The sequence below is a fragment of the Neorhizobium sp. 2083 genome (assembly GCF_031455615.1).
Lineage (GTDB): Bacteria > Pseudomonadota > Alphaproteobacteria > Rhizobiales > Rhizobiaceae > Neorhizobium.
The window spans coordinates 81,638-102,137 of record NZ_JAVDTC010000007.1 but is presented as its reverse complement, the minus strand read 5'-3'; the positions used below and the strand labels follow the sequence as shown (position 1 = coordinate 102,137).

The 20,500-nt window shown below is 60.0% G+C and carries 16 protein-coding genes and 1 pseudogene; 10 read left to right on the top strand and 7 right to left on the bottom strand.

The genetic code is table 11. The features are described from left to right. Positions 1–34 precede the first annotated feature (34 nt). The 4 genes and pseudogenes from cysN to J2X76_RS24400 all read right to left on the bottom strand — a co-directional run. A complete protein-coding gene (gene cysN / locus J2X76_RS24415) occupies positions 35–1,936 on the bottom strand; it encodes a sulfate adenylyltransferase subunit CysN (protein WP_310220006.1) in 1,902 nt (633 codons plus the stop codon). After that, positions 1,936–2,832 (bottom strand): sulfate adenylyltransferase subunit CysD, encoded by an 897-nt coding sequence (cysD, locus tag J2X76_RS24410; protein WP_310220004.1) that lies wholly within the window; start codon positions 2,830–2,832, stop codon positions 1,936–1,938. Before cysD ends, cysN begins: the two co-directional genes overlap by 1 nt. 21 nt (positions 2,833–2,853) lie before the next feature. Further along, complete coding sequence (locus tag J2X76_RS24405; RefSeq protein WP_310220003.1) at positions 2,854–3,984, bottom strand: acyltransferase; 1,131 nt, start codon at positions 3,982–3,984, stop codon at positions 2,854–2,856. A gap of 329 nt (positions 3,985–4,313) precedes the next feature. Further along, positions 4,314–4,753: pseudogene (locus J2X76_RS24400) on the bottom strand (transposase); the annotation flags it as partial. Between the two features lie 197 nt (positions 4,754–4,950). Here J2X76_RS24400 and J2X76_RS24395 point away from each other — a divergent pair. Beyond that, a complete protein-coding gene (locus tag J2X76_RS24395; RefSeq protein WP_310220002.1) occupies positions 4,951–6,732 on the top strand; it encodes a hypothetical protein in 1,782 nt (593 codons plus the stop codon). On the opposite strand, the gene J2X76_RS24390 is transcribed toward J2X76_RS24395, so the two are convergent. Further along, a complete protein-coding gene (locus J2X76_RS24390; protein WP_310220001.1) occupies positions 6,655–7,422 on the bottom strand; it encodes a methyltransferase domain-containing protein in 768 nt (255 codons plus the stop codon). The two genes, J2X76_RS24395 and J2X76_RS24390, sit on opposite strands and share 78 nt — an antisense overlap. Before the next feature lie 213 nt (positions 7,423–7,635). Further along, positions 7,636–8,358, bottom strand: a complete 723-nt coding sequence (locus J2X76_RS24385; protein ID WP_310219999.1) for a GntR family transcriptional regulator — start codon at positions 8,356–8,358, stop codon at positions 7,636–7,638. A 121-nt stretch (positions 8,359–8,479) separates the two neighbouring features. Between J2X76_RS24385 and J2X76_RS24380 the strand changes: the two genes are divergently transcribed. The 8 genes from J2X76_RS24380 to J2X76_RS24345 are packed head-to-tail and all read left to right on the top strand — an operon-like array spanning position 8,480 to position 17,055. Then, positions 8,480–9,841 carry an acyclic terpene utilization AtuA family protein gene (locus J2X76_RS24380; RefSeq protein ID WP_310219997.1) on the top strand — a complete coding sequence of 454 codons (1,362 nt, stop codon included), beginning with the start codon at positions 8,480–8,482 and terminating at the stop codon, positions 9,839–9,841. Beyond that, complete coding sequence (locus J2X76_RS24375) at positions 9,838–10,248, top strand: hypothetical protein (RefSeq protein ID WP_310219996.1); 411 nt, start codon at positions 9,838–9,840, stop codon at positions 10,246–10,248. Before J2X76_RS24380 ends, J2X76_RS24375 begins: the two co-directional genes overlap by 4 nt. Then, on the top strand, positions 10,241–11,818 hold the full coding sequence (locus tag J2X76_RS24370; RefSeq protein WP_310219995.1) for an ABC transporter substrate-binding protein: 1,578 nt from the start codon (positions 10,241–10,243) through the stop codon (positions 11,816–11,818). The genes J2X76_RS24375 and J2X76_RS24370 overlap by 8 nt, the downstream gene beginning before the upstream one ends. 2 nt (positions 11,819–11,820) lie before the next feature. Continuing rightward, positions 11,821–12,723, top strand: coding sequence for an ABC transporter permease (locus J2X76_RS24365; protein WP_310219993.1), 903 nt, complete (start codon positions 11,821–11,823; stop codon positions 12,721–12,723). Further along, the gene (locus J2X76_RS24360) at positions 12,724–13,668 is read left to right on the top strand and encodes an ABC transporter permease (RefSeq protein ID WP_113283541.1); all 945 of its coding nucleotides are present in this window, start codon (positions 12,724–12,726) and stop codon (positions 13,666–13,668) included. Next, positions 13,665–14,687: an ABC transporter ATP-binding protein gene (locus J2X76_RS24355; protein ID WP_310219992.1), complete on the top strand. Its 1,023-nt coding sequence runs from the start codon at positions 13,665–13,667 to the stop codon at positions 14,685–14,687. The genes J2X76_RS24360 and J2X76_RS24355 overlap by 4 nt, the downstream gene beginning before the upstream one ends. Next, a complete protein-coding gene (locus tag J2X76_RS24350; RefSeq protein ID WP_310219990.1) occupies positions 14,684–15,634 on the top strand; it encodes an ABC transporter ATP-binding protein in 951 nt (316 codons plus the stop codon). The genes J2X76_RS24355 and J2X76_RS24350 overlap by 4 nt, the downstream gene beginning before the upstream one ends. Beyond that, entirely contained in the window at positions 15,631–17,055 is a 1,425-nt protein-coding gene (locus J2X76_RS24345) for a carboxylesterase family protein (RefSeq protein ID WP_310219989.1), read from the top strand. The genes J2X76_RS24350 and J2X76_RS24345 overlap by 4 nt, the downstream gene beginning before the upstream one ends. 74 nt (positions 17,056–17,129) lie before the next feature. Here the strand turns inward: J2X76_RS24345 and J2X76_RS24340 are convergent, their stop codons facing one another. Further along, complete coding sequence (locus J2X76_RS24340) at positions 17,130–18,041, bottom strand: LysR substrate-binding domain-containing protein (protein ID WP_310219988.1); 912 nt, start codon at positions 18,039–18,041, stop codon at positions 17,130–17,132. A gap of 205 nt (positions 18,042–18,246) precedes the next feature. On the opposite strand from J2X76_RS24340, the gene katG reads away from it, so the two are divergent. Beyond that, entirely contained in the window at positions 18,247–20,430 is a 2,184-nt protein-coding gene (gene katG / locus J2X76_RS24335; protein ID WP_310219987.1) for a catalase/peroxidase HPI, read from the top strand. Positions 20,431–20,500: the final 70 nt, after the last annotated feature.

The following is a 20,500-nucleotide window of genomic DNA, read 5'->3' as shown; positions in this document are numbered from 1 at the left end:
GAACGCTGGCGGAAAACAGCACAGGCTCCATATCCTAGGCGCACTTGATGCGATCAAGGATGAACCTCACTACGTCTTCGGCTAGATCTTCTGCGCTCCGCGTCGTCGTATCTAGCACGAGGTCTGGATTTTCCGGGCTTTCGTAGGGACTGTCGATGCCAGTGAAGTTTTTTAGCTCACCCCGGCGTGCCTTCGCGTACAGCCCCTTTGGATCGCGTTCCTCGGCTACAGAAGGTGGCGCTGAGACGTAGATCTCCACGAACTCCTCTTCAGCTACCAACTCCCGCGCAAATTGGCGCTCCGCGCGAAACGGCGAAATGAAGGAAACCAACGTGATGATGCCGGCGTCTACCATGAGTTTTGCCACCTCGGAGACACGGCGGATGTTTTCTACGCGATCGGCATCCGTGAACCCGAGATCCTTATTCAATCCATGGCGCACATTGTCGCCGTCGAGCAAATAGGTGTGGTGACCGAGAGCGAGTAGCTTCTTCTCTACCAGATTGGCTATGGTCGATTTGCCGGCGCCAGAAAGCCCTGTGAACCAAAGCACTGCTGGTCTTTGGCCTTTGATTTCGGCACGTGTCTCCTTGGAAACCGTTATCGCCTGCCAATGGACACTGGACGCCCGCCATAAACCGTGGTCGATCATGCCAGCGGCTAGTGTCTGGTTAGTCACTCGGTCGATAACGATGAAGGCGCCCATTGAACGATTAGCAAGATAAGGTTCATATGTCACAAGTTCACTGGTCGCGATATGCACGACGGCCACTTCATTGAGCTGAAGCGTCCTTGCTGCAAGCCTAGCGAACGTATTGACATCGATCTTGTAACGGATGTTCGTGACCGCTGCCGATACCGTTTTCGTACCTATCTTAATCAACAACCGACGGCCCGGAATCAATTCTTGCTCGGACATCCAAATCAGCCGCGCCTGAAACTGATCGGCCACTTCGGGACGCAGTGTCGGCGGACAGAGTACGTCGCCGCGCGACACGTCAATCTCGCAGTCTAGGGTCAGCGTGACAGCCTCGCCAGCAATGGCACGCTGCAGTTCGCCGTCATAGGTGAGTATGGATCTGACGCTTGATCTCTGGCCGGATGCGGCAACGACTAACTCGTCGCCCGGGGAAATCGCACCGGAGGCGACGGTACCGGAAAAACCCCGGAAATCGAGGTTAGGACGATTCACCCACTGAACCTGCATACGGAAAGGCATTTCAGCCAAATTTTCGGAGACGTCGACCTCTTCCAGGTGCTCAACCAAGGTTGGGCCCACATACCACGATATATTGGGACTACGGGCAACAACGTTGTCTCCATAGCGCGCCGATAAGGGAATCGCGTCCTGCGTCTGAAAGCCTAGGTCCCGGGCGAAGTCGCGATAACTGGTAACGATACTATCGAAAACCTGCTGACTATAGTCAACAAGATCAATCTTGTTGATGGCCAGCACAACATGACGAATCCCGAGCAGTGACACGATGAAGGAATGGCGTCGTGTCTGAGGAAGGATGCCCTTGCGGGCATCAATGAGTATAACGGCGAGATCAGAATTTGACGCACCCGTCGCCATATTTCGGGTATATTGCTCGTGGCCGGGCGTATCCGCGACGATAAACTTCCGCTTTTCGGTCGTAAAGAACCGATAGGCGACATCGATCGTAATCCCCTGTTCGCGTTCGGCCCGCAATCCGTCCACCAAAAGAGCTAGGTCTATGTCCTCGCCCGTCGTGCCGTACGTTCTCGAATCCCTCTTTATACCCGCAAGTTGGTCTTCGAAAATCAATTTCGTATCGAAGAGCAAGCGGCCAATTAATGTCGACTTTCCGTCGTCCACGCTGCCACAGGTCAGGAATCGCAAGAGGTCCTTATTTTCCCGTGCGGCCCCATGTTCGGCGGAAGCCGAAGTGGTAGACTTCACGTCAATACCCATCAGAAGTATCCCTGTCGCTTTTTTTCTTCCATAGAGCCCTGATCTTCATGGTCGATCAGGCGTCCTGAGCGCTCAGAAGTCCGCTCGACGAGCATCTCCGCCACGATTTCCTCAACAGTGACCGCGTTCGACTCGACGGCCGCCGTGAGCGGGTAGCAACCCAACGTCCGGAAGCGTACCGATTTCATCTGCGGCATCTCCCCGGGCTCCATCGGCATCCGTTCGTCGTCGACCATGATCCATTTCCCGCCCCGTTCGACAACTGGACGTTCGGCCGCAAAATAGAGAGGGACGATAGGAATGTGCTGGAGCAGGATGTATTGCCACACGTCGAGTTCGGTCCAATTCGACAGTGGAAAGACCCTGATCGACTCCCCGGGCCTTACCCGTGTATTATATAGGTTCCAGAGTTCGGGTCGCTGGTTCTTGGGATCCCAAACATGGTTTGCGGAGCGAAAGGAGAAAATGCGCTCCTTAGAGCGACTCTTCTCTTCGTCCCGACGGGCGCCGCCGAAAGCCGCATCGAAGCCGCCGGCGTCGAGTGCCTGCCGCAACGCATCTGTCTTCATGATGTGCGTATAAGCATTTGATCCGTGTTCAAACGGATTGATGTTGTCGCGTAGACCTTCCAGGTTGGTATGTCTGATTAGTTCTAGGCCTCGCTCCGCCACGAGGCGGTCGCGGAACTCAATCATCTCCCGAAATTTCCAGGTCGTGTCGATATGCAAGAGCGGAAAAGGTGGCTTGGAAGGATAAAAGGCCTTCATCGCCAAGTGCAGCATCACCGAGGAATCTTTGCCGACCGAATACAACATCACTGGCTTTTTTGACTCAGCCGCAACCTCCCGCATCATGAATATCGATTCGTCTTCCAGCCGTTTCAGGTGTCTCGGCATCTCCAATCGCTTAACCCTCCATCAATTGGATTCAACCTTTGGTGGCAGTCCAATGGCGCCTGAGAATTTGTGACCAAATTTGATAGCGAACGTATCCACATAGTCAGTGAAAACGGCCGACGCCGTAATTGCTACGAATAAATAAACAACCAAAGAAAGGGTGAGGCCAAAGGGCTCAACACCAAATAAGACGATGACATAGCTCGCGACCGAACAGAGAACAATGAAATGAAGCAGGTACAACGAGTAAGAAATGCGCCCCAAGAACTGTGGCACAGTTGACTCCAGAAGTGCCTTACCTGTTCCTGACTTGCATACTGCCGCTACTAAAAAGGCAGCCCCAATCGCATTGTAGCTAGTGTTCGCTTCAGGGAAGGAAGGCACCCAAAAATACAATCCATTGCTAGATCGATAGGCCCCGAACACAAACGCTATTACCGCACAACTAGCACCTGCAAAAGCCGGCACGGCTATATAGTTTAGCGCGGCGCCAGCGAAAAAACATAAGAGGAAGATAAAGTCATTTGGCTTGAAGATGACAATGCCAAGCGAGCAGATGGCCAAAGCCAGAGGATTGGCCTTTTTCGACGGAGAAAGAGCGAGAGTGGCGAGTAAAAGTAGTGATCCGAGGAACTCAACTCTCAAAGACCATACTGGCGGGATAAGAACCGTTGATCCCATCAAACCAGTATATAGACTCGCTTTGAACAAGGTAAGAATGGAAACATCCCGCTGAAAATATTCGCCAAACCAGTCCGACGAAGAAATTGTAGCAGCCTCGTGGTTCCAATTAAGGCCGCCCGTTAGAATTAACCAAGTTATGAGACTTGCAACGGCTATTGGGATGTTTAGGCGGAAATATCTTCCCCAAGCGCGGGAGCGAATGCTCACGTGTTCTCCGCCAATCGCCGGCATACTCAAAACAAACCCGGAAAGTACAAAGAATATCAAGACAGCAAAGTGTCCGTTGAAAAATATGGTCGACGGAGGGCTGCTTAGGATCTGCTCGATGACAGTCATCCGTTGCACGCCTTCTTCCTTGATCAGGTCGCCCCCCTCCATTAGCGCCGGCCAGAACGCATGCACAAAGTGGGAAAGAGCGACCATTAGGCAAGCTATTCCCCGCAGCCCGTCCGCGGCTCGATTCCTCATCTATGTTCCGCCGCTATAGCCAAGGGTAGAAAAATACATCGCACACCTTTTGGTTGTAGATCTGCCACGGTATCCCGCCTTCTTGCCAAGTTCGCCACCATAGTCAACCTTTAATAGATCTGTCGTGCGGCGCACGGCGCGGATGCGTTGGGCAGCAAGCAGATGGAGTTGCCCCATAAATTTAACAGGTTCAGTAGGGATTTGATGATAGACGGTTATGATACCGTCGTTGACAAGGCTTTGAAGAAGCGGAGACATCTCCTTAGATCGGACGAAAGCGAGCGGCTCATGGCCGATTGTTTCCAGTAGAACAGTTGCTCCTGACTTCATACGTTCCGTGATATTGAATCGGGCGACACCCAAGGTCTCGCATACCATAGTCATCTCGAAACATGCTTCGGCAACGAGAGCGACCGCAACAGATGTTTTTTGACCCTGACGCTATCTCAAGCGCTTCTTTGAGGATTTCGCCTTCCATCGTCTTCTTGCCGAAAAGGCGCTAAAGCTCTTTCACTTGGTTCTGAAGTACTCGGTATTCCGATGCCGGACGACCTCTCCCTGCGAGGCAGTAGCGGTCAAAGCGCCGTGCGACGCGAGTTGCGCCAGGTGAACAACTGGTTCGGCTGAATACTATGAAGTCGAGCAACGATGCTGACGGTAACATCAGGCTCATGCGTGTCCTGCACAATGATGAGCTTCTCAACCGAGGACCAACGACGACGGCGCTCAGGGCCGGACAGCGCTCTATCTTCGGATTGCGACTGGTCATAACGGGCACATTACTCCTCACATTTAACAAGTGAGATCCGGTCCGCGGATTTAGGGGGCACTACATACGTGTACGAGCGATTTCTAATCATTTCATATTTTTGTTTGTTGGCGTCACAAATTGGTTGCGCTGTGTGGGTTGTGCGACGTTAGGATGCGTCGCGTTTTGATGACGAATTGATTCGCTTCGAGGGGCTCATGCGTAGCAGTCGGGTTGGTTTTGCGGCTTTTGTCGCCACGGTATCGCTTTGCGTTTTTTCGGGTGGGGTGACGGGAGCGGTGGTTGCCGACGGGCTGCTGGGGCGTGGCGCTCTGGCGGCGGAGCAGGGTGTGAAGCCGGGTGGGTTTGGCAGCGGCACTGGTCTTGGCGGCGGTGCGCTGGGCCGGACGGGAACTGGGCTGTCCGGGCAGGCTGGTTCGGGGAGCGTTTTCGGGAGCGAGGCGCTTGAGCCGGGAGCAGGGACCGCGGCCGGTGCATCCTCGAACGATCGTGCGGTGGACCGGACGCTTGAGCTCGGCAAGCCGCAGGGAAAAAGTCTGGGGGCCGGGGCTGCTGGTGGCAGTGCCAAAGGCAGCGGCGTCAAGGATGCCGGGGACGAGACCGGCAAGGCTGGCGCGACCGCGCTGGGCAAGCCGGCGGAAAAGCCACAGAGCGAGGACGGGCAATCCGGCACGGCGGCCAAGACCAAGGATGCCGATGGTGCACTCGAGCCCGAGGCGATGTCGACCATGGCGGCCGCCGCACCAGCGGTTGGGGGACGTCCGAACAACGCGCCCGAGAAGCCGTCGATCCCGGAGATCACCGGCAATGGCTTCTTCACCCAGAAGATCGGCATCGACGTTCCCGGCTTCCGTGGGCTGGAGCCGAAGCTTTCGCTGGCCTACAGTTCGGCGCGCAAGACGCGGCTGGGCGGGCTCTACCAGGGCTGGCTCGGTTATGCATGGGGGCTCGACGGTTTTGACGTGATCGAGCGGGCGACACCCGGCTACGGTTATCCGGCCTTCGATGCGGGCGACATCCATCTCCTGAATGGCGAGGAACTGGTGACCTGCACCACCGGCATGGTGGCAGCTTCCTGCTCGGCTGGCGGCACGCATGTGACCGAGAACGAGAACTTCAAGCGGGTAATCTTCGATGCGGCGGCCAATACCTGGACGGTGACCGATCGCGACGGGACGGTGTCGCTGTTCAAGTCGGTGATGGCGATCTCCGGCAGCACGCCGGCATCGGGTACGCCGGAATACAAGGCTCAGCACGATGGCCGCTTCCTGCTATCGTCGGTGACCGACACCAATGGCAATGTCGTCAACTATTCCTACACCTGCCCGGACCTGCCGGTATGTTATCCGTCGGTGGTCAGTTATGGCGGGATGAGCGTCAACTTCTATTACGAGGCGCGGCCGGACTACCTGGTGATGGCCAACGGGCTTGGGCTTTCGCGAGGAAATGCATTCGGACGGAGGGTCGATGTCACAGATGCTGACGATCCCCGAAGGCTGGATGGCCAGCGACGACAAGCCGTCGTGGCCCAAGGGACTGAAGATCAACATGTACGTCATCATCAACAACGCTCTGATGCCCGAATTCGCCACGCCGAGGAACAACACCCTCGTCGTGATGGCAAGAGCGAGTTCGACCCTGATCAAGGCACAGACCCGCAGCGCCTTGCTGGCGACCTACGCCTACGCTCAGCGGAACCACATCCGGCTTCGCATCGCGTCGATCGATGCGGCGGTCAAATACGACGTGACCGACCCGTTCAACACCAATTACATGCGCGCCATCTACAATCTCGGATATGCAAAAATGACAAGCGGCACATTCTGGAAGGAAAGGCTGTCGTTCACCAACGAGCCGACGGCCGATCACTAGTCATGCATGGTCATTTACAGAGCCGTCGTTCAACGTGGACGGCGCGCCAATACGACGGATGCACAATATTCGTCTTCCAGCGGAAATACCCCTTCCATGCCGGCTAATCCTGCAACTTGGGCTTCGTCAAGTTCGGAGAGGACATGGGTAAAAAAGCCGGAACTCATCCCGAAACTGTAGAAGTCTTCGAAATCCGCAAAGCTGACCTTCTTCGTGAAGCGCTCCACCGAAACAATCTCGAGCCCGGCATTGGCACAGAAGGAAAGGATGGTTTCGGTGCTGGCAGGTGCCGGATTTTTCTCCCGGATGAATTCCTCCGAGAACAACATCCGCGCCAGCGAATATATGCGAGGGAAAGCTTCGAACGTGCTGCTGACGATCGAGTAATAGCCGTTGGCCTGCAGAAATTTCGCGGTGCGCTTCAGAACTTCTTCGCCGTCAACGAATGTTGTCAGAAAATGCATGAGCAACAGGTTCATGCTGTTCTGCGCAAAGTGCCGATCGGTATTGGCCACGTCGTCATGGATGGAATGGAAGGCGAGCTTGGTTTTGGCGATGCTCAGCATTTCCTCCGACAGGTCTATGCCATGCAGCGCAGCGTGCGGAAAAAAGGTCTGCATCGCGACAAGCGATTGCCCGGTTCCCACAGCCAGATCGAGGATATTCCCGACCTCATCCGCAGGCACGAATTTTTCGATCTGCCGAAACGCGAGATCCCGCCCCCCCGAAAGCAGGCCCCGTTCGTCGCGGTCGTAGGTGCTCGCGATGCTCCGATCGTAGAGTTCGCCGATATTCATGGTGGTTTATTCCTTATATCTGATGGTGACGCCGCGGACCCGGGGCGGATGGTGAGATCCGGTGCCAACAGGGCATTATCCATCCCATCGGAGCTGAAGTCTGGATGAAATGGCTTTAGCAAAGTGGGCATGGCTTGCAAGCGGAGGCCGGCAGGGGTGTCCTGACGGATCTTATGTCCGGATTCGTTGAAAAAACGGATAGGCTGACATCCACTAGCCTTGGAGCCGCGTGCTTGATACCGGGCTGATCATTCCGTTTCCCAGCTCCTCCTCGAGAGAGGCTTCGAAATTGGTAGCACGTAGATAAAATTCCTTTGGCCGCGATATATGGGCGCGAATTATCTCCTCCAGGCGGCTTCCATCACCGTCGCGGATCGCATCGACCATCTCGAAATGCTCCTTGATCGCGACCTCGCGCATTTCTTCGCTGGGAAACGCGCGCGTGCGGATCGGGTGTGTCGAAAATGTATAATGCTGGATCGCTTCCGCCAGCCGCTTGTTGCCGGCCTGCTGGTAGAGCGCTTCATGGAACGCGTTGTTGAGGGTAAACACTTCCGAGAAGCGCATGGCCCGAGAGGCGTCGCGATGTTTCTCGGCGATATTGGTGAGGAACGTTATGAAGTGCGGTTCTGCCGGCTTTGAAAAATGCCGCGCCGCCTGGGTTTCGAGGCATTCTCGAATTTCATAAAGCTCCTCGACCTCGCGAATGGAATAATCCCGAACCTGGACGCCCTTGTTCGGCTGGCGAATGAGGAGGCCCACCTTCTCCAGCTCATCGAATGCCCGCCGCACGCCGTGGCGCGTGGCGCCGGTGCGGGTCATGATTTCGTCCTCGATCAGCCGCTCCCGCGGCCGGCAGGCGCCGGAGATGATCTTGCGCTGCAGGTCTTTGTATACCGCTTCCCAGCTGCCGCTTTTCTCTGCAGTTTCATCCATTTAATCGCGACTCTCGCACACCGCCCTATTCGAAAACCATTAGCCCATCTCGAAGCTCAAAACAATCATCGTTGACATTATCGATAATTTTACCTACGAAATTTTCGACGGAGGAAATTGCGTGTATCGTATCGGCAGCGGAGCAGGGTTTTCGGGAGACCGTATCGACGCGGCGCAGCCGGTCGTCGAAGCGATCGCTGCGGCAGGCGAGGGTGGCGCGATCATTTTTGAAACGATCGGCGAGCGGACGCTGGCGCTTGGCCAGATCGCCAAGCGTCGCAACCCGAAGGCCGGTTACGAGCCGCTGCTCGAACAGTTCCTGCCGCCGATCCTGAAGACCTGCGTCGAAAATCGCATCGTCATCGTCGGCAATTTCGGCTGCGCCAACCCCCGGGCCGCGGCTGACGCCATCCTCGCGATCGCCGAGGGGCAAGGCCTTCCCGGCGTCCGTGTCGCGGTGGTCGAGGGCGACGACCTGGTTGGACGGGTGGATATCGATGCGACCGAACGCTGGGAAGGCGATCGCCATCTGCCGGCGCCGTCGGGTGATGTTATTGCCGTCAACGCCTATATCGGCGCGCGCCCGATCGCCGAGGCGATCTGCGCCGGCGCCCAGGTGGTCGTGACGGGCCGCGTAGCCGACCCGGCGCTGGCGCTCGGGCCGCTGGTGGCTCACTTCAGCTGGGACTGGGACGATCTCGATCTGATGGCGGCAGGCACGCTTGCCGGGCATCTGCTCGAATGCGGATCGCAGGTCTCGGGCGGCTTCTTCGCCGACCCGGGCTATAAGGACGTTCCCGATCCCGCCAATATCGGCTTTCCGATCGCAGAGGTGGAGGCAGACGGCACTTTCGTGCTGACCAAAGCGGACGGCACTGGCGGCTGCATCGATACCCGCACGGTCAAGGAACAGCTCCTTTACGAAATCCACGATCCCGCGGCCTATCTGACGCCGGACGTGACACTCGACCTGACCGAGGTCGAAGTCGTTGCCGTCGGGCGCGACCGGGTCAGGGTGACGGGTGCTCGCGGCCATGCCGCGCCGGCGACGCTGAAGGCAACGGTCGGTTATTACGGCGACTGGCTGGGCGAGGCGGAAATTTCCTATGCCGGGCCGAACGCTTTCCAGCGCGCGCGGCTCGCGGTGACGATCATCCGTGACCGGATCGCCAAACGGGCGCTTGATGTCACGTCGCGGGCCGACGTGATTGGAACGACCAGCGTTTTCGACGATGACGGCGGCACGCTGTTTGCGGAATTTCGCGGTAAAAACGACGGAGACTATCGTGTCCGTTTCGCCTTTGGTGGCGAAGCCGCCGCCGTTGAGGCCGCCGTTCAGGAAGTCAACGCGCTTTATTGCTGCGGTCCGGCGGGTGGCGGCGGAGTCCGCCAGAACGTGCGTCCCCGCGTGCGTACGGTCTCGCATCTCGTTCCCCGCTCGCTTGTTTCCGTGTCTCATTCCTTTATCGGAGAGGCGCCGTGACACGGAACCGCATCACCGTACCGCTGCATGCGATCGCCCACGGCCGCGCGGGCGACAAGGGCAACCGGCTGAACGTCAATGTCATCGCCTACCGGCCGGAATTCTGGCCGATCCTGCTTGAACAGGTGACGGAAGCTTCCATCGCGGCACTCTTCGCGCACCGGGGCGTTACGCGCGTCGTGCGTTACGAACTGTCAAAGCTGCAGGCGCTCAATTTCGTCATAGACGACGCCCTGGAAGGCGGAGTCAATTCCAGCCTCAGCCTCGATACGCACGGAAAGACCCTGTCTTTCCTCGTGCTCGACCTGCCGGTCGAGCTTCCGCCGCACATCATGCCATCCGATACGGCCATCCGGTCGAATACGTCAAATCTTGATCCAGTCATGGGAGGAGTGGACAATGAATAAGAAGAGGACCCTGACGCTTTTGCCGGCCTTGCTTGCCGGCATTTCCGCGGCAGCGATGATCGCCGCACCCGCCGGTGCGCAGGAATTGAAGCGCGGCGGCAACCTGCGCATCGGGATTTCGCAGATGGCGCCATCGCCGGACCCGGTCGTCACGACATTCGGGGTCAACTGGGGTACGTCCTATATCGTCTGCGAAGGCCTGTTCGGGCTGGATGAAAAATGGACCCCCCAGCCGATGCTGGCGGACTCGTTCAAATACAGCGATGACGGACTGAAGTTCACCGTCGCGCTCCGCTCGGGGCTGAAGTTCCATTCCGGCGCTGCGCTGACCGCAGCCGACGTCGTCGCGTCGCTCAACCGTTTCCGAGAATCCGCGGGCATTGGCGCATCGCTGAAGGCGACGACCAAGTCGATCAAGGCTGTGGACGACAAAACCGTCGAATTCGAACTGGCGAGCCCGAGCCCGATCCTGCCGGGCCTGCTGGCCGGAGCGCAGTCGGCCATAATGTCGGCCAAGTCCCTGGAGGGCGCGTCCGCCACCGTCGGCACCAAGGGGCTTGATTGCACCGGCCCTTATACGCTGACCAGCTATCAGCCCGACCAGGGCGCCAAGCTCACCCGCTGGCCCGACTACCAGAGCCGCAAGGAACCCGCATCGGCCATGTCCGGTGCAAAATACGCCTATGCCGACGAGATCAATCTGCGTCTGATGCCGGAGCCCTCCGTGCGCCGGGATGCGCTGATCACCGGGCAGATCGATATCGCCCGCGAGCTGCCGTCCGACTTCTTCGACGCGCTCAAGAACAATTCCGGCACCGAGCCGGTCGTGGTGCCGAACAACCAGTCGCTGACGGTCGTGTTCAACACCAAGGAAGGCGTCGCCGCCGACGTCAACCTGCGCCGTGCCATCTATCATGCGCTGGAGATGGAGCCGATCATGCAGGCGTCGGTCGGCAAGAAGGATTTCTACACGCTCGATCCGAGCTGGATCCCCGATCCGAACTCATTCTGGTATACGAAGGCCGGTGTTCCAGACGGTTTCGGCAAGCCGAATGCGGCCAAGGTCAAGGAATATCTCGCCAAATCCAACTACAAGGGTCAGCCGATCCGCTGGCTGGTGGCAAGCGAACAGTACCAGAAGCACTATCTGACAGCGATCACCGCCAGCCAGCAGCTCGAGGAGTTCGGCATCAAGGTGGATATCGTCCAGTCGCCGATGGCGAATTACATCCAGGCCCGTGCCAATGCCACGCAGATGGATGCGTTCTCCAGCTTCCTGCCCACCTATGTCGATCCGACCTCGATTGCCTATCTCAACCCAACCTATCCTGGCTTCTGGGACAATCCGGAAAAGACCGGGCTGATGAAGCAGATAGCGACGACAATCGATCCGAAGGAGCGCAAGGCGATCTTCGAGAAAATCCACGCGCTTGCCTATGATCAGTTCCCGTTCATCAAATACGGGACCGAGTCCAACATGTACGGCATGCGCAAGGGTGTCGGCAATCCGCAGCGGATTCCGGCCCGCTCGGACGACTTCTACAACGTGGCGCCGCCTCCGGCGAAGTGAGGATGAGCACGATCGAGCAAAGCCTGTCCGAGAGCCCGTCCGCTGGAGAGGAAGCAACCTTCGTCTCCAGCCACCGGCCGCTATGGCAAAGACTGGTCCGCAATCCCGCGGCGGTCTTTTCGATTGTCGTGCTGGTGGTCTTGGTACTGGGCGCGTTTCTCGCTCCGGTGATCGCACCAGGCAACCCGATGCGCGTCAGCCCAGCCCAGCGGTTCACCCCGCCGGGCCTGGACCATCCGTTCGGCACCGACAATCTCGGCCGCGACATGTTCAAGATGGTGCTGCACGGCTCGCGGACGTCGCTGCTCGTCGGTCTTGTCGTCACGCTCGTTTCAATGTCCGTGGCGATCGTACTCGGGGTGATTTCCGGCTTCTATCGCAAGGTGGACGTCGTCCTGATGCGCTTCGTCGACGGTATGATGGCTTTCCCCGGCATCGTGCTGGCAACGGCTGCCGCCGGCATCATGGGGCCGAGCGTCACGACGGTGATGACGTCGCTTTCCGTCGTGCTCATCGCGCCATCGCTCCGGATCGTCCGCGGACAGGTTCTCGTCGTCCGTGAATTACAGATGATCGAGGCCGCGCGCGCCGTCGGCGTGCCGACGATGCGCATACTTTCCCGATACGTCCTGCCGGCCGTCAGCTCGCCGATCCTCGTCCAGACCTCATTCATCTTCTCCGCCGCCGTGCTGGGCGAGGCGGGACTGAGCTTCATCGGCGTCGGTATCGGCCCCAAGGATCTGAGCTGGGGCAACGCACTGACCGAAGCGCGCAACTACATTGGCCAGGCGCCCTGGATCGTGCTGTTTCCAGGCCTCGCGCTGATGCTGACCATTCTTTCGCTCAACCTGCTGGGTGACGCCTTGCGCGACGTGCTCGACCCCCGGCTTGCAAGGAGGCGCTAGATGCTGGCCTATCTCGGCAGGCGGTTCCTGCTTATCCTCCCGACCATCTTCGTGCCGCTGATGCTGGTGTTCCTGCTGCTGCGCCTGTCGCCGGGCGATCCCGCCGGCATGATGCTGGGTGACCAGGCGACCGCCGACCAGATTGCCGCGCTGCGAGCCGAACTCGGGCTCGATCAACCAATCTATGTGCAATTCTTCATCTGGCTGAAGGATATCGTCACGCTCAATCTCGGCCAGTCGATCTTCTTCCGTGAACCCGTCATGAAGATCATCCCGGAATATGCCGGCGTCACCATCCTGCTTGCGCTGGTGGGCCTTTCGCTGGCCGTGGTGATCGGCGTGACGCTCGGCCTGGTTTCGGCGATGAACCGCAACAGGCCGATCGACCGTGGTGTCATCGTCAGTGCCGTGCTCGGTATTTCCGTGCCGGAATTCTGGTTCGCGCTGCTGCTGATCTTCCTGTTTGCGGTGACGCTGCGCTGGTTCCCGGTTGCGGGCTACAATCCGCCATCCGCCGGCATCGTCGCCTTCGCAGCGACCATCTTCCTTCCGGCCCTGGCGCTCGGCGTGCGCCAGTCGGCGCTGATGACGCGGATGATGCGGTCGTCCATGCTCGACGTGTTGAACGAGCCCTATATCACCACTGCGCGGGCCCAGGGATTGCCGGAGCGCAAGGTGATCGGCAGCTATGCGCTACGCACCGCCTCGATTCCGGTCATCACCGTCGTCGGGCTTGCGGCCGGGCATATGCTGGGCGGCGCCGTGGCGATCGAAATCATCTTCGCCCTGCCGGGTCTCGGCCGCATGCTGGTGGAGGCAGTCGCCCGTCGGGACTATCCGCTGGTCGAAGGCGGGGTCCTGACCATTTCGCTGATTCTTGCGGTGCTCAATCTTGCAATCGACATCGTCTACGCGCTCCTCGATCCCCGGATACGCTATCAATGAACACATATGTTCCATCGGAAGCGCTTGGCCCGCCGCATAGCGCCGTGGGGACCGGCCCCGTGCTTGAGGTCGAGGGCTTGTCCTTGTCCTTCCGCAACGAAGGCGGCCTTCTGCCGATCGTTACCGACATTTCGTTCTCGATCGGCCGGGGCGAGGCGGTGGCGCTGGTCGGCGAATCCGGTTGCGGAAAATCGATCACCGCCAGCGCGGTTATGGGGCTCGCACCCGACAACGCGGTGATCACCGGCGAAATCCGGCTGAACGGGCAACGCATTTCCGGCCTTTCGCCGCGCGAGCGGCGTAAGCTCTGCGGTCGGCATATGGGTTTCATCTTTCAGGAGCCGATGACGGCATTGCACCCGACATTGACGATCGGCCGGCAGATGACCGATACGCTGAGCCACAATGTCGGGCTCGGCCAGCGGGCAGCGACGGATCGCGCCGTCGAACTGCTGGTCAAGGTCGGCATTCCCCGCCCCAGGGATATCCTGAAGGGCTACGTCCATGAGCTTTCCGGCGGCATGCGCCAGCGCGTCATGATAGCGCTCGCCATTTCCTGCGGACCGTCGCTGATCATTGCCGATGAGCCGACCACCGCGCTCGACGTCACGATCCAGGCGCAGGTCCTGGACTTGCTGGAAGACATGCGTCGCGAGCTCGACCTCGCGATGCTCTTCATCACCCACGATCTCGAGGTTGTCGGCGATTTCTGCGACCGGGCCGTGGTCATGTATGCAGGCGACGTGGTGGAGCGGGCGACGGGCCGCGCTGTCATCGAGAAGCCGCACCACCCCTATACTCGCGGGCTGATCGACGCCATTCCGGCGCATGGTGGAGCCCGTCATCGCCTGACCCCGATCCCCGGGACGGTGCCGCCGGTGGGCGCATGGCCCGAGGGGTGTCGGTTCGCGCCTCGTTGCCAACGTGCGGACGAACAATGTCGCACCCGCCCCCGTCTTGATGCCGTCGGCGCATCCGTCGTCCGTTGCTGGCACCCGGTCGAGGAGGTTCCGGCATGATCAGCGGCGCTTCACCCGTGCTCGAAGTGCTCGGGCTTTCGAAATCCTTCAAGGCAGTCAAGGCCGTTCGCAACGTCTCCTTTTCCGTCTCCAGGGGCAAGACCTTCGGCATCGTCGGCGAATCCGGCAGCGGCAAGTCGACGACCGCCCGCCTCGTACTGCGGCTGATCGAGCCGACGACCGGCGATATCAGCTTTCGGGGAAGGGATCTGTCGGCGATGAGGCCGGAAGAGCTGCGCCGCGAGCGGCGCCACATGCAGATGATTTTCCAGGATCCGTTCGGATCGCTGAACGGCCGCATGACAGTGCGTGAGACGCTGACCGAGCCGCAGATGGTCCACGGCATCGGCACGCCCGCCTCCCGTGTCGAGACGGCACGCGGCCTGCTTGCCGAAGTGGGATTGCCTGCGGCTGCGCTCGATCGGTTTCCGCATGAGTTCTCCGGCGGACAGCGGCAGCGGATCGCGATTGCCCGTGCGCTCGCCACCAACCCGGAACTGATCGTCGCCGATGAGCCCGTCAGCGCACTGGACGTTTCGGTGCAGGCGCAGGTGCTGAACCTGCTGCGCGATCTGCAGGAACGGCATGGAACGACCATGCTTTTCATATCGCATGACCTCAGGGTCGTGCAGTTCATGTGCGACGAAATCGCCGTCATGTATCTCGGAGAGATCGTGGAACTGGGCCCGCGCGAACGGATATATGGCGCGCCGGCGCATCCCTATACCCAGGCGCTCCTCGCTTCTGTGCCGGGCAGGGGTTCAGGCAAGCGCACCCGCCTTGCAGGCGAGATCCCGAGCGCCCATGCTGCGCCGAGCGGTTGCGCCTTCCGCACCCGCTGCCCGCAGGCGCACGAACGTTGTGCCGTCGAGGCACCGGTGATGCGCCAGCTCGGCGATGGTCAACAGGCGGCCTGCCATCTCCTCGACAAGGCGGTGTCCACATGAAGACGGTCGATGTTTCGAGCCGCGAAGCTGTCTATCGCGGCATCGTTTCCGAACTCGGGACGAGCTTTGTCGGCATACCCTATGGCGAACCGCCGGTCGGTGCCCTGCGCTTCCAGCCGCCGAAGGCCGTCATGGCAAGAGGTCTTGTCAACGCGACGCGGCCCGGCAACGCGCCGCCCCAGATCCGTCGCCCGGTCCCTGCGTGGACCCCCCGCAATACGGGTTTCTCGACAGGCGAGGATTGCCTCAACCTCAACGTCTTCACGCCAGCGGCAGATGGCGGCAGACGCCCGGTGATCGTGCATGTCTTCGGCGGCGGTTTCCAGACGGGGTCCGTGAATGGCGGTTATCAGGACGAACTCGATTTCGTCCGGCGCGGCGAGATTGTCTATGTCCGGCCCAATTTCCGCACCGGCGCGCTGGGTTTCCTGCATCTCGGCGAGGTGATGGGCGACGGGGCGCCCGCCAATCGCGGCATGCTCGATCTCGTCGTGGCGCTTGAATGGGTCAAGGAGAATATCGGAGCCTTCGGCGGCGATCCGGACAACGTTACACTTGTTGGCCTGTCGTCCGGCGGCTTCACCATCGGCGCGCTGTTCGGGATGGATGGCATCGCCCACCTTTTCCGGCGCGCCTGGATGATGAGCGGTTCGGCAAGCCGCATCATCGATCCAGGGACCGCAAGTTCGATGGCCGGCGATTTTCTGGACCGCGTCGGCATCAGGCGGGGCGATCACGATGCCCTGCAAGCACTGCCGGTCGAGCGCATTCTTGCCGCGCAGGAAGAAATTATCGCTACCGACCTTGGCGAGCGCAATTCTCCCGGGGGACGCACGCTGGGCATCGTGCTGGACGGCGGGAGCCTGAAGCGCCATCCGCTCGACGGTCTTGCCACGGGAACCTTCCGCGATAAACAGATGGTCGTCGGCTGGACCCGCGACGAGGCGCGCATGTGGTATGCCTTCGGCATCATGCAGGCGCCGAAGGATCGGGCACGTGTGCTCTCGACCGTCGCGCGTTTCTTTCCCGACAGAGCGGAAGCGGTACTGTCGGAACTCGAAAAGGCGCACCCCACGGCCGATCTCGCCGAGCTCGAGGAGCGCTTCCTTTCGGCAACCATCTATCGCGATCCTGCTCAGAAGACTGCGGAAATTCACGCGAGAGCAGGAGGAAAAGCTTTTGCCTACGAATTCGCCTGGGTTCCGGATTTCGAAGGCGGCCGGCTGGGCTCGTCGCATGCCTTCGACGAGCCCTTCGTTTTTGGCAATGTGGAGGCCGAACGTGTTCCGCTCGCTGCTGGCAGGCCGGATGCCGTCCAGCTTGCAAACGAGATGTCGGCGGCCTTGCTCACTTTTTCCCGGGAGGGCGACGTGCCCTGGCGCAGGTTTGAGGGAGCAGAAACCGTAAAGCTGTTCTTCTGAATTTTAGTCTCAAAGCAGGGCGACTTGACGCCAGCCGCCGGTGCTTGGAAAACGCCTTCGTTTCGGCCTCGGGACTATGCGGTGTTGTGCCGGCGCATGGTATTGGCGGAACCGCGAACGACCTCGGAAATCTGCAGTAACTGGGTGACGAGGGGCGTCGAATTGCGCCAGATCATTCCGATCGTGCGCGAGGGCCGGGGCGCCTGGAACCGGGAGATCGAAACCTGCGCCGAGCGCGTTTCCACCGGCACTGCCATTTCCGGGATCAGGGTGACGCCGATGCCGGCGCTGACCATCTGCACGAGCGTCGACAGAGAGCTGCCTTCCATGACTTCGCGGGGGCGCGTCGCTCCTATCTTGCAGAACGACAGCGCCTGGTCGCGGAAACAGTGGCCCTCTTCCAGAAGAAGCAGGCGCATTTCGCGAAGCGCCTCGCGTTCGGGAACCGGCTTGCCCGCATCCTCGCGCCCCCGGACCAGCACGAACTCCTCCTCGAACAATTTCATCTCGGTCAGGAACGGTGCCGAGACGGGCAGGGCGACGATTGCCAGATCCAGCTCGCCCTGGGCCAGTTCCTGAACCAGCTTTGCGGTTTGCGTCTCGCGCACCTGTATTTCTATTCCCTCGAACGTCTTGTTCAGGTCGTTGATGATCGCCGGCAAAAGATAGGGTGCGATCGTTGGAATGATGCCGATACGCAGGCGGGCCAGAAACGGATCACGCGAAGCACGGGCAAGTTCCGCCAATTCATCCACGGCACGGAGGATGTCGCGCACCCTAAGCGCGAACGTTTGGCCGAAGGCGGTGAGTTTCACTTCACGGGCGTTCCGCTCGAAGAGGTCTCCGCCCACTTCCTGCTCGAGTTCCTTGATTTGCATCGACAGGGCAGGTTGGGAGATCGCGCATGCGTCGGCTGCGCGCCTGAAGCGGCCATCCCGCGCCAACGCCTCGAAATAGCGGAGCTGTTTCAGTGTGAGGTTCTTCATAATCTCAGCTTATCGCAACGATCAGTAAATCCAACTTAAATTTATGAGAGGCTTCCGATAAGAAGAGAATCCGAGGGAGGGTGCGCTGGGCTTTCAACCCGACGGGACGGGAAGCGAGGCCGAAGCTTGCGGCGCTGAACCATCCGGTTCACGGAAAATGCTCTCTTTTGCACGGCAGATAATGAAAGCACTAAAGGAGAAAGTCATGGATGCGAAATCTAGCGAAAACGCCGGCAAATGTCCGGTCGCCCACACGCCTCGCGGCAGATCGAACCGCGACTGGTGGCCCAACCAGCTGAACGTCCAGATCCTTCACGGGCACTCCGTCCGCTCCGATCCGATGGGCGAAGCCTTCAACTATGCCGAAGAATTCAAGACGCTCGATCTCGATGCGTTGAAGAAGGATCTTCATGCGCTGATGACCGATTCGCAGGACTGGTGGCCGGCAGACTTCGGTCACTATGGCGGCCTCTTCATCCGCATGGCCTGGCACAGCGCCGGCACATACCGCATCACCGATGGCCGCGGTGGCGCAGGCCAGGGCCAGCAGCGTTTCGCGCCGCTTAACAGCTGGCCTGACAACGTCAACCTCGACAAGGCCCGCCGTCTGCTGTGGCCGATCAAGCAGAAATACGGCAACAAGATCTCCTGGGCCGACCTGATGATCCTGACGGGCAATGTCGCGCTCGAATCGATGGGCTTCAAGACCTTCGGTTTCGCCGGTGGCCGCGCCGACGTCTGGGAACCGGAAGAGCTCTACTGGGGTCCGGAAGGCACCTGGCTCGGCGACGAACGCTATAGTGGCGAGCGCCAGCTCGCGGAACCGCTCGGCGCCGTGCAGATGGGCCTCATCTACGTCAACCCGGAAGGCCCGAACGGCAATCCGGACCCGTTGGCATCCGCCCGCGACATCCGCGAAACCTTCGCCCGCATGGCGATGAACGACGAAGAAACCGTCGCGCTGATCGCCGGCGGCCACACCTTCGGCAAGACCCATGGCGCCGGCGATCCTTCCTTCGTCGGCGTCGATCCGGAAGCCGGCGAGCTGGAATTGCAGGGCCTCGGCTGGTCGAGCAAGTTCAACACCGGCATTGGCCGCGACGCGATCGGCAGCGGCCTGGAAGTGACCTGGACGACGACCCCGACCAAGTGGAGCAACAACTTCTTCTGGAACCTGTTCGGTTACGAATACGAGCTGGAAACCAGCCCGGCCGGTGCCAAGCAGTGGGTTGCCAAGGGCGCAGGCGACACGATCCCGGACGCTTTCGACCCGGCGAAGAAGCACAAGCCGAAGATGCTGACCTCCGACCTCGCGTTGCGTTTCGATCCGATCTACGAGAAGATCTCGCGCCGTTTCATGGAAAACCCCGACCAGTTCGCGGACGCCTTCGCCCGTGCCTGGTTCAAGCTGACCCACCGCGACATGGGACCGAAGGTCCGTTACCTCGGTCCGGAAGTTCCGGCCGAAGACCTGATCTGGCAGGATGTCATCCCGGCCGTCGACCACCCGCTCGTCGACGACGCGGATGTCGCCAGCCTGAAGGCCAAGGTTCTGGCAACCGGTCTCTCGGTCCAGGAACTGGTCTCGACTGCCTGGGCTTCCGCCTCGACCTTCCGCGGTTCCGACAAGCGCGGCGGTGCCAATGGTGCGCGTATCCGGCTTGCCCCGCAGAAGGATTGGGAAGCCAACCAGCCGGAGCAGCTCGCCAAGGTTCTCGGTGTGCTCGAAGGCATCCAGAAGGACTTCAACGCTGCCCAGACCGGGGGCAAGAAGATCTCTCTGGCCGACCTGATCGTGCTTGCCGGCGCCGCCGGCGTCGAGAAGGCGGCCAAGGCCGGCGGCCAGGACATCATCGTGCCGTTCACGCCGGGCCGGATGGACGCCTCGCAGGAGCAGACGGATGCGCATTCCTTCGCGCCGCTCGAACCTCGTGCCGATGCTTTCCGCAACTACGTCAACGGCAGCAAGCTGCAGTTCATGCAGGCGGAAGAAGCCCTCGTCGACCGCGCCCAGCTGCTGACGCTGACGGCACCGGAAATGACCGTACTCATCGGCGGCCTGCGCGTGCTGAAGGCCGGTCAGCCGGAACATGGCGTCTTCACCGACAACCCGGAAACCCTGACAAACGACTTCTTCGTCAACCTGCTCGACATGGGCACGATCTGGGCTCCGGTCGAAGGCAAGAAGGGCGTCTATCAGGGCAGCGACCGCAAGACGGGCACCGCCAAGTGGACCGGCACCCGCGTCGATCTGATCTTCGGTTCGCACTCGCAGCTTCGCGCGATCGCCGAAGTCTACGGCCAGTCCGACTCGAAGGCGAAGTTCGTCAAGGACTTCGTGGCGGCCTGGACCAAGGTCATGAACGCCGACCGTTTCGATCTCGTCTGATCGATAAAATCGCCAGGGCGTCGCTCAGCGACGCCCTGGCGTCTTTTCAGTTGCTTGTTCATGCCGGACC